This is a genomic window from Paenibacillus dendrobii (assembly GCF_009807035.1).
GTDB lineage: Bacteria > Bacillota > Bacilli > Paenibacillales > Paenibacillaceae > Paenibacillus_AQ > Paenibacillus_AQ dendrobii.
The window spans coordinates 96,193-110,205 of record NZ_WUBI01000002.1 but is presented as its reverse complement, the minus strand read 5'-3'; the positions used below and the strand labels follow the sequence as shown (position 1 = coordinate 110,205).

Genomic DNA, 14,013 nt, shown 5'->3' with positions numbered 1-14,013 from the left:
AATGGAAATCCGAATCTTTTCCAGCCATGTATGCCATACTATGACCGAAGGTTATATCTGGGGGGCTTTAATGTGTGGATTGCGTTGGCTATTATAGCCGTTATTCTCCTATTGATTGCCGCTGCCGCCATGTCGAACATCATCTGTACCTTCCATTTCAGCAAAGAGGGACGGGATGACAAGGCTTTGGTCGACATCCATATGCTTTTCGGAATGGTCCGGTTTCATTATGAGATGCCCAAGCTCGTATTTGAAAATATGAAAAAAGGCTTCCTTCTCAAACTTGAAAAAAGCAATAATGTTCATCGGAATTCGGGTAGCACGACTCACACGCGTATTAATAAGAAGAAGGCGGAGCTGTGGGTTCATGATGTCCGCATCTTGCTAAAGTCGACGGTTGCCTTTAAAAAATGGCTGCAGCATACGTTCTCCCATGTGCGGATTCACGACTTGAATTGGTCGACGAGTTTCTCAACGGGAGAAGCCGAATGGACAGCCGTCGCGACAGGGGTGCTGTGGAGCCTAAAAACGACATTGGTGGGCTGGTTATCCTTTCAGGTTCGCATGAAGAGCACGCCGCGCCTGTCCATTATTCCTGATTTCCGCGATGAGATGCTTTTTTCCACGGAATTTAACTGCGTTGCCAGGCTTCCTATGGGGTATGCCATGTTTGCATCTTTCATTCTGCTGTTCCGGATATTGAAAGTGGAGGGCGGTCTAAAAAGGTGGTTCCGTTTATATCGTCATATGAAGGGCAAGGGGCAGAAAGTTCCAAGCGTATGACAAGGTGCAGAGTACAACCCTCCTACATACTCGAAATGAATGTGGGTAAACTAATTTGCGAAATGACCTTATTTAGTTTCATGAAGGAGGAAGCAGCATATGTCCGATCATCCAATTCAAGGCCTCATGCAGACCGCTATGGAAAACATCAAAGGCATGGTCGATGTGAATACCATTGTGGGCGATCCCGTTCAAACGCCTGATGGCAGCGTAATTCTTCCGATCAGTAAGGTGGGCTTTGGCTTTGCGGCTGGAGGTAGCGATTTTAATGGCGAATATGCCGGTAAGGACGCGACAGCAGGCGGTCAAAACCATACGGACCTGAAGAACTCCATGCCTTTTGGCGGCGGTAGCGGCGGTGGCGTATCCATTCGCCCAATTGCATTTCTTGTCGTGGGTAAAGAAGGCGTGCATATCGTGCCGCTGGATAATCAAACCCATCTGTTTGAGAAGCTGATTGACTCTGCTCCAATGATGGTGGAGAAAATTCAATCCATGTTCCAAACCGGAACGACGACAGCAGCAGGTATAAAAAGCACCCATGCTGAAGTCGATGATCATCCGAACCCTACGTTTTATTGACACTTGCCCGTCCCCTTCAGCCGGAAGGGGATTTTTTTGCGTGAAAGAACGCAGGGCATATCAAGCGAAAGACAAGCATATACTTGTACAAGATTTTCAGAATACCGGAGGAAAGATAACCATGTGGATAAAATCAATGACCCGCTGGATCGTAGCTGCCGCTATCATGCTGACTTGCTGCGTTCCGGCTTCTGCTCAAAGCAGTCAAACCCGTCCCGAGCTATACACGCACGCGCAGGCTGCAGCCCTGATGGATGTAACCTCCGGGCGATTGCTGTATTCTAGCCATGGCGATGATGAATTGCGTATAGCCAGTTTGACCAAAATTATGACGGCGATCGTAGCTATTGAGCACGGCGATTTCAAAAAGCCGGTCAAAGTCAGCAAGAATGCTTTCGGAAAAGAAGGCTCATCGATTTATTTGAAGATGGGTGAAGAGATGACGCTGGAGAATATGCTGTACGGCTTGATGCTAAGGTCGGGAAATGACGCGGCCACGGCGATTGCTGAGCATGTCGGCGGATCCGAAGAAGGCTTCGTGTATCTGATGAATGAAGAAGCGAAACAGATCGGCATGTCACATTCTCATTTTGCCAATCCTCATGGGCTTGACGCGGAAGGTCATTATTCTTCGGCCAACGATATGGCCAAGCTCACTGCGTACGCGCTCCATAATCCTGTGTTTCGGGATATTGTCAAAACGCCGACCAAAAAGGCTCCGAATCCGAATGAATCCTGGGATTACAAATGGGATAACAAGAACAAGATGCTCAGATTGTACGATGGAGCGGATGGCGTGAAGACCGGTTATACGAAAAAGGCATTCCGTTGCCTGGTCAGCTCGGCAACCCGTAACGGTCAGCAGCTGGTCGCCGTCACACTGAATGATGGGGATGACTGGAACGATCATGGTAAAATGCTGGATTACGGCTTTGAATATTTCCCATTGACTTCATTAATGGAGAAGGGCGAAGCCGTCAAAGGATATGATCTGGTCGTCAGCAATACCTTCCAATATCCATTCAGTAAGGGGGAGCAGGAAGGTGTCGAAAAGAAGCTGGTGCTTCGCCAGCCTGCTAGAGATGGAAGCGCGGATATCAATTTCGGACTGCGCGGGGAAATCCAGATCTATCTAGGGGGCCAGCAAATCGGTACGGTCCCCGTATATCAGAAAGGAAGTTTTCTCCCTGAGGAGAGGGCAAGAAATCCGGTGCAAAATACAATGTCTCCTGTGCATCCATCAACTTTTGCCGGAGCATTGGCTGAAGTGATCAGGGAGCTGTTCCTTCAGCATAACGGATAGCAGGTCATGGGAGATACGGGAGAGGAGCATGTGAAATGATCAATGTCATTTGGCTGGCGCTGATTGTCATCGGATTTGGCTTTGCGGCCGCTCAAGGGAATATCGAGACGGTAACCTCGGCCGCGTTTGACGGGGCCAAAACCGGAGTTACCGTGTGCTTCGGCTTGATCAGCGTGCTGGTATTCTGGCTCGGAATGATGAAATTGGCAGAGGAATCGGGCCTGCTGCAAAAAATAGCAAAATTGATGGGCCCCATTGTCCGATTCCTTTTTCCTGACGTTCCGCGAAACCATCCGGCAATGGGATACATTCTGTCCAATATGAGCGCGAACCTGCTGGGTCTCGGAAATGCGGCTACACCGATGGGGATTAAGGCCATGCAGGAGCTGCAAACGCTGAATCCGGACAAAACAGCAGCCAGCCCGGCCATGTGTACGCTACTGGCCTTGAATACGGCCAGTATTACGTTGATTCCGACAACGTTGATCGCTATAAGGATGAATTATCAGTCAGCGAATCCGACAGAAATTGTAGGTACAACGCTAGCGGCAACCATGGTGGCGACCCTTGCCGCGGTAGCGGCGGACAGGTGGTACCGAAGGAAATTTCTGAACAGGCGTCCCAAACCTCCGATTCCAGCGGGGCCGGCGGCAGCTTTGCAGCCGGACGCGCAGGATATGAAAGGATGATTCCGGATGACTGCCATCATTAATATGATTTCAGCGTGGGCGATCCCTGTATTGATCGCCTTCATTCCGCTTTTTGCCTTTACGAAAAAGGTTCCTGTGTATGAATCCTTTGTCGTGGGTGCAAAAGAAGGATTCCAGACTGCGGTTCAAATTATACCCAATCTTGTGGGTATGATGGTCGCCATTAGTGTATTCAGAGCTTCGGGAGCGCTGGATTTTTTCGTCGGATGGACAGGCCCTTTTTTGCACCGGCTTGGCGTGCCTAGCGAGATTCTTCCCCTCGGACTTTTGCGTCCCTTAACGGGAACGGGTTCACTCGCTTTCGCAACAGACCTGATTTCCGTTTATGGACCTGATTCCATGATTGGCCGCATGGCATCTACGATTCAGGGCAGCACGGATACAACGTTATATGTATTGACCGTATATATGGGAGCTGTGGGCATACGAAACGGCAGATACTCGCTGAAGGTCGGCCTGTTTTCGGATGTCGTTGGTTTCATCGCTTCAATCGCGGTATGTCTTCTCTTTTTCGGTTGACCTGAATCACCGATATATAATCCGTAACGTAATGATGGACACCTCATATACTGTACCACGCATGCATTTGTACAGGGATTGAGGTGAGACCATGACATTTGAAGGCTTTATTATTCATCATTCCTCCTGCACGTCCATCAATGGAGTCGGGTATGATTTCTGGATCAGCGCAGACGGCTTCATAACCTCGGCCCCTTTATTGACGGACCCATCCCACATTCATATTTGTCTGGAAGGCAACTTTAATCGGAGCTACGACCTGCTGGGGGCTGCTGAAAAACAGCAGCTTTTTATTGCCAGCAAACTCATTATGGAGCTGTCCCGACAATATGACATTTCTCCCCTTTTTCTTTATCCGCACACAAACACCTGCCCCGGAAAAGAATTTCCCTGGAATGAACTTGTGATTTACCCTTCTCACGGGTATCATTAGTTTGAGGTGACCTAATAAACAATGGAAAGATTACAGAAAATTTTAGCTCAAGCCGGCATTGCTTCCCGCCGCAAATGCGAGGAATTGATACTGGCCGGCAAGGTGGAAGTTAACGGGGAAACCGTTACTGCGCTCGGAACAAAGGCGGACCCCGAAACAGATATCATCACGGTGCAAGGCAAACCGATTCGAAACGAGAAAAAAATCTACATTATGATGAACAAGCCGAAAGGTGTCATCACAAGCGCATCTGACCCTGCCGGACGTAAGATCGTGACCGATTATATTAAAGGAATTAAGGAACGGATCTATCCGGTAGGGCGTTTGGATTATGATACCGAAGGCCTTCTGCTCCTGACAAATGATGGTGAATTTGCGAATATGCTGACGCATCCGAAACATCATGTGCCTAAGACGTATCTCGCGACCGTAGAGGGCATCCCTCACGGCAGCGAATTGGACAAGCTTCGCGCGGGAATTAAGCTCGATGACGGTATGACTTATCCAGCGGAAGTCGAATATAAGGATATCGATACCGAAAAGAATGAGGCTGTGATCACCATTACGATTCACGAAGGCCGCAATCGGCAGGTTCGGAGAATGTTCGAGGCGATTTCCCATAAAGTCATTCGTCTGAAGCGCATTTCGTTTGGAGATTTGCTGCTCCAGAATCTGAAACGTGGTTTATACCGCCATTTGAGTGCAGATGAAGTGGAAGCCCTGAAAAATATGGCTAAATCCGGCAAAAAGGGTAAAAGATAGATCGGAAGGTCACACAATATTCATAACCAGCCTCCACAAATATGACATGTTTTCGGTATAATTCTTCATAGGATGTTCAAAATCTGGGGTAGAAAACATGAGATTTGTCATAGTAAAGGAGCATTTGGCATGGGTAAATCAAGAAAGAAAATTCAGATAATTATCCTGCTTTTGATCGTTATTCTGGGCGGGTATGCCATTGTTTCACAAGTGTCGGGTTCAGGCGGCAAGCCTACGGAAGGCAGCAAGGCGCCGAATTTTGAACTTCTTGGCCTTGATGGGAAGGCTCATACGCTGGATGAATACAAGGGGAAGGCAATGGTTCTCAATTTTTGGGGAACATGGTGCGGACCTTGCGTAAAGGAAATGCCGGCACTGCAGGCACAGTGGCAAAAATGGAAAGACAAGGACGTAGTTGTGGTCGGAATTAATGCTGGTGAAGACAAGATGGCTGTTGAAAATTTCGTGAACAGCGTTAACGTGGATTTTCCTATACTTCTTGATCAAAACAAGGATTCGATCGCGAAATATGGCATTTCGCCTCTGCCTACCACTTTCTTTGTGTCCAAAGACGGGAAAATCAACAAAATACATCTGGGTCAGCTGGATTTAGCCACCCTCGACAAACAAATTGAAGAGCTGGTGAAATCGTAATGTTACAAGAAGTAATCGCTTTTAAAAACACCAAATGCGAGTGCGGACACCAGAATCCGGTTGGAACTGTGCTTTGTGAGGCATGCGGAAGACCGCTTGATGTAGAGGACCGTGAGTCTAATGAAGTTCTAGAGATGCGTTATGACGGCATGGCACGGAGATCGCAGCGTGCCAATCCGAATTTCATAGACCGCATCTGGAACTTCTTTTCCTCTGTCAAAATTGCGGTGTACATGATTATTCTGACGCTGATCGGGTCCATGCTCGGCACCATATTTCCGCAGGAAAGCACGTTCCTGAACATTGATCCGTCGACGTATTACAAGGAAACTTATGGTACTTGGGGTCTTGTCTATTACAAGCTCGGATTGACGCATACCTATGAATCCTGGTGGTTTATTTTGCTCCTTGTCATGATCGGGGCATCATTGGTCATTTGCAGCTTGGACCGTGTACTTCCGCTGTACAAGGCACTTACCAAACAAAGAATACTTAAGCACATGCAGTTTCTGACGCGTCAGCGCGTTGTCTATCAAGGACCTGTCGAAGGTACGGCTGAAGATTGGGTGAAGCAGGTATCCGCTCCGATCAAAAAGAAGGGTTATCGTGTATATACTGACGGAAACGCTCTCTTGGCCGAGAAATACCGTTTCAGCCGGTGGGGCCCTTATGTTATCCATATCGGTTTGATCATCTTTCTGCTAGCGGTTCTCGCGCGCGGATTGCCAGGCCTGAAAATGGACCAGCATGTAGCCTTTCCCGAAGGGGAAATCAAACACATACCGAATACTTCGTACTACTTGAAAAACGAGAAGTTTACTGTGGAGTATTATTCACAGGAAGAAATGCCGGAGGAATTCCGCAATCAAGGCAAGATTCTCCCCAAACTGTTTAATACCCAAGCAACGCTGTACCAATGTACAGCCGATTGCGATGATCCGACCAAAGAACCCCAGCTTGAGGAAGTGACCAAGCATAATATTCAGGTCAACGATCCGCTGGATTACAAAGGATTAATGGCATATCAGTTTGATTATGATATGACTCCGGTGCTGCGATCGGTAAGTCCATCATTGGTGGATGCCAAGACAGGCAAGGATTTCGGCAAATTTAAGCTGGATATCAAGAATCCCCAGCGGAATTATACCGTGGGCGACTATAGTCTCGAGCTCAAAGAAAAGTACAATGATTTCGGCTTGGACGAAAATGGGAAGCCTGTTACCAAAACTCCGAATCCGAATGCGCCGGCATTTCTTTTCCTGATCAAAGGTCCGGATCTGCCAGCTGCAGGTGTGCAATATATTTATTTTCCGAAGGAAATCGACAAAGAGCGTTTCCAACAGGACGCAATTAACGCCAAGCTGAACGGAGGAAGTTTTCCGCTGATGCTGGATGTAAAAGGGATGGAGAACGTTGATTTTTCTTTGTCGACATCGTACCTGAACATTCGCGTGGATAAGGTGATGCCGTTTATCTGGATCGGCGCTAGCATCGTCATGCTGGGCTTGGTGCTCGGTTTCTACTGGCAGCACCGCCGGATCTGGCTGCGGATTGATAATGGAACGTTGACCCTCGGAGCTCACACCAACAAAAACTGGTTCGGCATTCGCCGGGAAATCTCGGCGATCTTGAAAAAAATGAATCTGGATGTGGACGAGAAGTCCATGGATAACGGAGGAAACCAAGCATGAAGTTATTGGATTTCAGCAGTGATATGTTTATCGTCGCATTCTTGCTCTATTGCGCGGCATTCATATTATTCGCGATTGCTCTGATGGGCCGTAAATGGAGCAACCGCGACCCGGAAACACACTCGAAGAAATGGGGCAAAATTGCATTTTGGGTCTCATCCCTTGGTCTGATCTTCCATCTGATATTTTTCGTGACCCGCTGGATCGGTGGCAAGCATATACCGGTCAGTAACATGTATGAATTTATGTCATTCCTGTCCATGATGGTGATGGTCGCCTTTACGGTTGTCTATCTCATTTACAAAAAAACGCTGCTGGGCTTGTTCGCCGTACCGATTACGATCATCGTTATGGCATATGCGGCAGTATTTCCGCAGGAAGTGCAGCCGCTGATTCCATCGCTGCAATCTTACTGGCTGAAGATTCACGTTACGCTGGCTGCTGCCGGCGAATCTTTCTTCGCGATCGCTTTCGCTGCCGGGTTTATGTACTTGCTGCGTACGGTCGATTTCAAGAGTAAAGAGAAAAAGGCAAAGAAACAGCAACGCTGGGTTGAAGTCATATTCTTTTCCATCATTCTTGTCATTTCCTTTATCGCTACTGTATTTATTTTCCGCGCCTCAGGTTATGAGTCTGTATTCACGCAGACGAAGGTAACGGGCCAAGAGGGCGCGCAAACGACGATTACGGAAAAGGTATCGTATAAACTGCCGCCGATCGTCGGACCATATCACAGCAAAATCGAAAGCTATGAGCCATTCCTTGGCATGAGTAAACCGCTGTTTAACGCTCCATCCTGGATGAACGGCGTAAATGCCGGACGGAAATTCAACACGATCATTTGGTCGTTTATCACCGGACTCATTCTCTATGGTCTTCTTCGTCTGATTGCTCGCAAACCGCTCGGCAGGGCCGCCTCGCCGTTAATGGACGGCATTGATGCGGACGATCTGGATGAAATCAGTTACCGGGCCATCGCGATCGGTTTCCCGATCTTTACGCTCGGTGCGCTTATCTTCGCGATGATTTGGGCTCAAATCGCCTGGGGCATTTTCTGGAGCTGGGACCCTAAAGAAGTATGGGCGCTCATTTGCTGGTTGTTCTACAGTGCCTATCTGCATCTTAGACTTTCCCGCGGCTGGCAGGGCAGCAACTCCGCGTGGTTGGCCGTTATCGGCTTCCTCGTGGTTATGTTCACGCTGGTTGGGGTAAATCTGGTTATCGCAGGCTTGCATTCCTATGCGGGCGTGGAATAACCAGACCGATTTTTAGAGGCAGTCTTTCTTGCGAAATCAGGAAGCAGCCTTAAGAATGCATATACTTTCTGATCTCTTAAGAAGATCCGTTTCGCATTTGATGTTGAATGTTGAAGCGGATTTTCGCTATAATTGTCCTTTGAGAGTAAGTAGAAGATCTTCGTATGAACATAAAGGGGTTGTTGTCTATGTCAGAGCACGGAAATCGAATACTGGTTGTGGACGATGAAGAACGGATTCGCCGTTTGCTCAAGATGTATTTGGAAAAGGAAGGATATGAGGTTGAGGAAGCGGAAGATGGAGAAACTGCGCTCCGTAAAGCCTCTAATCAGGATTACGGCCTTATTTTGCTGGATTTAATGCTTCCGGGAATGGATGGAATGGAAGTCTGTACCCGTTTAAGACAATTAAAATCGACACCGATCCTGATGCTGACGGCAAAAGGGGAGGAAATCAACCGAGTCCAAGGCTTTGAGGTCGGAGCGGATGATTATGTCGTTAAACCATTTAGCCCAAGAGAAGTGATATATCGCGTAAAAGCGATTCTTAGACGTTCCTCGGCAACCGCATATTTGTCGAAGGATAGTAATTCCAGCAATAATATCGTGTTCCCTCACTTGGTGATTGAGCATGACGCGCATCGAGTTACCGCAAGCGGACAGGAAGTAAGCCTGACGCCGAAGGAATATGAACTCCTGCATTATCTTGCGGTTTCACCTGACAAGGTGTTTTCAAGAGAAGAACTGCTGAAGGATGTATGGAACTACGAGTTCTTTGGAGATTTGCGTACCGTCGATACCCATGTGAAAAGACTCAGGGAAAAGCTGAATAAAGTGTCTCCGGAATCGGCTTCCATGATTACGACCGTATGGGGCGTCGGTTACAAGTTAGAGGTGCCGAAGTAACGTGAACTTCTGGACATCACTGGTTGGTAAACTGTGGGCAACGATCATATGCCTTGTGGCCTGTATTTTGATCATTATGGCCTTGTTCCTGCTCCCGTATATCGACACCAATTTCTCGAACAATTCCGGAGATATTAAACGTCTGTTTACCTATACGGCGATCATTGGTTTTTCGATGACCACTTTTTTTGCCCTATTCCTTCTCACCAAAATTACTCAGCCCATGCAAAAGCTGATCAGTGCAACGGAGGCGATCAGCAAAGGCGAGTACAATACCCGTCTTTCCATCGTCACGAGCGATGAGATTGGTAAGCTGGCCAATACATTTAATCATATGGCTGAGGAGCTTGAAGATAATATCCGTAACCTCAATCAAGAAAAGGAACATCTGGCGAGCGTTCTCCGAAGCATGAGCGATGCGGTGATAACAATCGATAATTCGGGCCATATTGTTTTGACCAATCCGCCTGCACAAAAGCTGATTCCGAAGTGGAAGGATATCGACTGGGATATGGAGCCGACCGATGAGCTGGAAGCTCCTGCCGAAGAGAAGGTACCGAAGCCGCTTCTGGCATTGTTCGAGCGGATGCTTCAGGAAAGTGCGGATGTCAGCTCTGATGTGCATGTCAAACAGGGAGTCTGGTCTGTACATATGGCTCCTCTGTATGCAGATAATGTTATCCGCGGCGCTGTGGCGGTGGTCAGAGACATTACCGAGCAGGTGAAGCTGGAAAAAATGAGACAGGACTTCGTGGCGAATGTGTCTCATGAAATCCGGACTCCGCTTTCGATGATGCAGGGCTACAGCGAAGCATTGCTGGATGGTATGGCTACGTCGCCGGAAGAGAGCCAGGAACTCATTCAGGTCATTCATGATGAGTCTCTTCGCATGGGACGCCTTGTGAAGGATCTGCTTGACCTGGCTCGCATGGAAGCCGGACACACGGATATCCATCGAAGCAAACTTGATGTGAATGAACTGCTCGAACGGGTATTCCGCAAATTCTCGGTCCGGGCCAAGGAAAGCGGAATAGACCTATCCTATGATAAAAAGACATCGGAACTCATTCTGGAAGCAGCGGACGAAGACAAACTGGAGCAGGTTCTCACGAATCTTCTGGACAATGCTTTCCGTCATACGCCTGAGGGCAAACGGATCCGCATTATTGCCGACCGGATTGGGGAAGGCCCTGCTTCCGAACTACAGATCCGTATAGAGGATGAAGGGGCGGGAATTCCCCAGGAGGACATCCCGTTTGTGTTTGAACGGTTTTATAAGGCGGATAAGGCAAGAGTTCGTGGAACATCGAATGGTACGGGGCTCGGTCTTGCTATCGTGAAGAATATCGTAGAGTCCCACGAAGGATCCATACGGGTTACCAGTCAGTTGGGCGAGGGGACCGTGTTCTCGATAAGGATTCCTGTCGAATGCCATAAATGCTGATAGCATGACAAGAAACACCTCATACCGAGGTGTTTTTTGTTGAAGTTCGAAGATAAATCTTGTTCAACGTGGAACAATTCAAAAGCGCATGCCGTAAGGAATCGGCATGCGCTTTTTTTGTGAAAAGCATTATGAGTTTAATAGATCAGGTATTTGCAGAACGGCAGTAAGATCTTAAATATTGTTACAGCGTAATCTCGATTGCAGTGTTCAGCTCAGGCAATGTGGTGAGCTGGGTCAGAACGTCCTTCTGCACGGCTTTATCAACCGTCAGAATCATGATGGCAGCTCCGCCAATAATTTTACGCCCTACCTGCATGGAAGCGATATTGACGTCATTTTGGCCAAGCAACGTGCCGACACTGCCGATGAGACCCGGTTTATCGTTATGGGAGATCAGAATGACGTGACCTTCGGGAGCAATATCGACCGGGAATTTATCGATCTGTACAATCCGCTCTCCGTATCCGTTCAGCAGAGTGCCTGCTACCAGCGTTTCTTCTTGGTTCTGAGTCTTCAGCGTAACCGTCAGCAAATTCGTAAAGCCTTTGGATTTCGAAGCTTTGGTCACAACCACGTTGATATCACGCGATTTAGCGAGATGCATGCAGTTTACGATATTCACTTCGCTGCCAAGATGATGACCTAGGACACCTTTCACGATATAACGAGTCAGCGGAAGTGTATCGACATCCGACAAGTCGCCGGCATAATCGACATGGATTTCATTCACGGCTTGGTTGGCTGCCTGTGCAGCAAAGCTGCCGAGCTTCTCGCCGATCGAGAAGTAAGGCTGCAGGCGGCTCATCACGCTTGCGGCTACCGGAGGCATGTTTACGGCGTTTTTGAATGGTTCGTTACGCAAAATATGAAGGACTTCCTCCGACACGTCGATGGCTACGTTCTCTTGGGCTTCAACGGTTGAAGCGCCGAGGTGAGGCGTCACGATAATTTTTGGATTCGATAGGAACGGATGATCGCTTTGCGGTGGTTCACTTTCAAATACGTCAAATGCAGCACCGGCTACGATTCCTTCGTTGATGGCTTCCACGAGTGCCATCTCATCAATGATTCCGCCGCGAGCACAGTTGACGATGCGCATTCCTTTTTTCATGACTTCAAACTGCGGGCGGGAAATCATATGACGCGTTTCAGGCGTTAACGGCGTATGAACCGTCATGAAGTCCGCGTTACGAACGATATCGTCCACGGATGCCAGCTTGACTTCCATCTTCTCGGCACGTTCCTGGGTCAGGAAAGGGTCAAATGCCAGAATATTCATTCCGAATGCCTTGGCACGTTTGGCTACTTCGCTGCCGATCCGTCCCATGCCCATGACTCCGAGAGTTTTGTTGCGAAGCTCGACGCCGAGAAAGGATTTACGATCCCAATCTCCGCCAACCGTTTTTGCATAAGCCTGAGGAATATGGCGCGCGAGGGCCATCATCATGGCAAAGGTATGCTCACATGTGGTGATGGTGTTGCCGTCGGGAGCGTTAATGACGATAATACCGCGTTTGGTTGCTGCTTCAAGATCAATGTTGTCGACCCCAACTCCTGCACGGCCGACAACCTTGAGGTTGGTACCTGCTGCCATAATCTTCTCAGTCACGCGCGTTTGGCTGCGGACGAGCAGGGCATCGTATTCTCCGATAATGGCTGCGAGCTCATCCTCCCCGAGTCCCGTCTTTTTCTCTACCAGGACATCGGCTGCATCCATCAGCTGCTGAATCCCCAGATCGCTGATTGGATCCGATACTAACACTTTAAACATGGTTTCTCCTCCTCATTCTGTTGGAACACATATATTAGAGGGGTTGTATTGATTAGAATACAATCCCGTAAAACCATTCATTATATCGCTTTGCGAAAATGTCGTATTCCCCGGGCAACGCGTTGATGTATAAAAGGATAAAGATGTAAAGGGATGCGGTTCTAACTCGCAGCAAGAGCAGTCAGGCAGATCATGGGCAAATATAACAAAAAAACTCTCAATCCGCACACTACTTGCGTAGTAAGGGACGAGAGTTGTTCGTGGTACCACCCTAATTCACCGCCGGTTACAATACCGACAGCCTCAGAGGTCTATAATAGACCGAATTTGATAACGGAAATGACCCGGTTGCACCTACTTCAATGTTCAATGCAACTTCTCTGGAACGCTAAGACGGCTTGACTGTCACCGGTTTGCACCTACCACCGGCTCTCTGAAGACTTTCAAGGGTCTTTTTTCCTTCATCGGTTTAACTCGTTAATTTTTTCATAATGTATCACGGCGCCCTAACCCCTGTCAATAGGGAAACTTGTCTCCTTGAATCCCTAGTGTTAAATCTGCTATGATTTTTATGATATATTTAGAAAAATTCTATTAAGAAATGACATTTTATGAGTCGTATAAGAACAGAATCCGGGGATTTATTTTACTACTTCCGTATGCTGATTCAGTCTGAGGAAGATATCCGGCTGCACAGCATTTTTCTTTTGCATATAGTTAATGGTATCCTGAAGAGATAGAAGTGAAACTATGGGCTTTGAGGAAGGCATAACTTCATGGGTTTGGGAAACACGGACAGCCGCGAACTTAGCAGCCTTGTTGAGGAGTCGCAGGCTTTTCAGCGTGTTTATTTTGAGACTGCGCCAGTAGGTTAGAGGCATCGAACGGGGAGGCTTCAGCACCTATTTATTCTCATCTGTGAGATGGGCGAGATGTTAGTCTGTTCCCTGCTTTTCCTCTTTTATTGCATGTTTTGCCGGCTCGTTGTATTTAAGCCAATCGCTCTTGAATTCCCGATACGGCAAAAATACGGTATGATAGAAGTGACGATGAGCTTCTTTTTGTACTCCTGACAAAAAACGCTGATGCCAACACGGTCCATGCGAATATGAACGACAGGTTGAAGTAAAGGTCGAAACGGGAGGGGCGGTTTTTCTTTCTAGCACTCCTTCAAATGGTGATGATCCGCATCGCTTA

14 protein-coding genes and 1 other annotated feature are annotated in these 14,013 nt (G+C 47.9%); of the genes, 11 read left to right on the top strand and 3 right to left on the bottom strand.

What is annotated here, in order from left to right:
- Positions 1–72 precede the first annotated feature (72 nt).
- The 5 genes from GRF59_RS14190 to GRF59_RS14170 all read left to right on the top strand — a co-directional run bounded on the left by GRF59_RS14190 (position 73) and on the right by GRF59_RS14170 (position 3,897).
- The gene (locus tag GRF59_RS14190; RefSeq protein ID WP_160498381.1) at positions 73–783 is read left to right on the top strand and encodes a DUF2953 domain-containing protein; all 711 of its coding nucleotides are present in this window, start codon (positions 73–75) and stop codon (positions 781–783) included.
- 99 nt (positions 784–882) lie between these two features.
- Positions 883–1,365, top strand: coding sequence for a GerW family sporulation protein (ytfJ, locus tag GRF59_RS14185; protein ID WP_160498380.1), 483 nt, complete (start codon positions 883–885; stop codon positions 1,363–1,365).
- A gap of 166 nt (positions 1,366–1,531) precedes the next feature.
- On the top strand, positions 1,532–2,668 hold the full coding sequence (locus GRF59_RS14180; RefSeq protein ID WP_237391875.1) for a D-alanyl-D-alanine carboxypeptidase family protein: 1,137 nt from the start codon (positions 1,532–1,534) through the stop codon (positions 2,666–2,668).
- A gap of 35 nt (positions 2,669–2,703) precedes the next feature.
- Positions 2,704–3,357, top strand: coding sequence for a nucleoside recognition domain-containing protein (locus GRF59_RS14175; protein ID WP_160498379.1), 654 nt, complete (start codon positions 2,704–2,706; stop codon positions 3,355–3,357).
- Between the two features lie 6 nt (positions 3,358–3,363).
- Positions 3,364–3,897: a spore maturation protein gene (locus GRF59_RS14170; protein ID WP_160498378.1), complete on the top strand. Its 534-nt coding sequence runs from the start codon at positions 3,364–3,366 to the stop codon at positions 3,895–3,897.
- Positions 3,898–4,093: 196 nt separating this feature from the next.
- On the opposite strand, the gene GRF59_RS30010 is transcribed toward GRF59_RS14170, so the two are convergent.
- A complete protein-coding gene (locus GRF59_RS30010) occupies positions 4,094–4,225 on the bottom strand; it encodes a hypothetical protein (protein WP_272914992.1) in 132 nt (43 codons plus the stop codon).
- Between the two features lie 126 nt (positions 4,226–4,351).
- Between GRF59_RS30010 and GRF59_RS14165 the strand changes: the two genes are divergently transcribed.
- The 6 genes from GRF59_RS14165 to GRF59_RS14140 all read left to right on the top strand — a co-directional run bounded on the left by GRF59_RS14165 (position 4,352) and on the right by GRF59_RS14140 (position 11,042).
- On the top strand, positions 4,352–5,092 hold the full coding sequence (locus GRF59_RS14165; protein WP_160498377.1) for a pseudouridine synthase: 741 nt from the start codon (positions 4,352–4,354) through the stop codon (positions 5,090–5,092).
- Positions 5,093–5,221: 129 nt separating this feature from the next.
- Positions 5,222–5,746 carry a thiol-disulfide oxidoreductase ResA gene (gene resA, locus GRF59_RS14160; protein WP_160498376.1) on the top strand — a complete coding sequence of 175 codons (525 nt, stop codon included), beginning with the start codon at positions 5,222–5,224 and terminating at the stop codon, positions 5,744–5,746.
- Positions 5,746–7,437, top strand: a complete 1,692-nt coding sequence (resB, locus tag GRF59_RS14155; protein ID WP_160498375.1) for a cytochrome c biogenesis protein ResB — start codon at positions 5,746–5,748, stop codon at positions 7,435–7,437. The genes resA and resB overlap by 1 nt, the downstream gene beginning before the upstream one ends.
- Entirely contained in the window at positions 7,434–8,693 is a 1,260-nt protein-coding gene (ccsA, locus tag GRF59_RS14150; RefSeq protein WP_160498374.1) for a cytochrome c biogenesis protein CcsA, read from the top strand. Before resB ends, ccsA begins: the two co-directional genes overlap by 4 nt.
- Before the next feature lie 188 nt (positions 8,694–8,881).
- Entirely contained in the window at positions 8,882–9,598 is a 717-nt protein-coding gene (locus GRF59_RS14145; protein ID WP_160498373.1) for a response regulator transcription factor, read from the top strand.
- A gap of 1 nt (position 9,599) precedes the next feature.
- Complete coding sequence (locus tag GRF59_RS14140; RefSeq protein ID WP_160498372.1) at positions 9,600–11,042, top strand: ATP-binding protein; 1,443 nt, start codon at positions 9,600–9,602, stop codon at positions 11,040–11,042.
- Positions 11,043–11,226: 184 nt separating this feature from the next.
- Here GRF59_RS14140 and serA read toward each other — a convergent pair whose 3' ends face one another.
- Both serA and GRF59_RS29770 read right to left on the bottom strand, forming a co-directional pair.
- Positions 11,227–12,816 (bottom strand): phosphoglycerate dehydrogenase, encoded by a 1,590-nt coding sequence (gene serA, locus GRF59_RS14135; protein ID WP_160498371.1) that lies wholly within the window; start codon positions 12,814–12,816, stop codon positions 11,227–11,229.
- Between the two features lie 240 nt (positions 12,817–13,056).
- Positions 13,057–13,290: a binding site (T-box leader), on the bottom strand.
- A 461-nt stretch (positions 13,291–13,751) separates the two neighbouring features.
- Positions 13,752–13,892 (bottom strand): hypothetical protein, encoded by a 141-nt coding sequence (locus tag GRF59_RS29770; RefSeq protein ID WP_237391828.1) that lies wholly within the window; start codon positions 13,890–13,892, stop codon positions 13,752–13,754.
- Between the last annotated feature and the right edge of the window lie 121 nt (positions 13,893–14,013).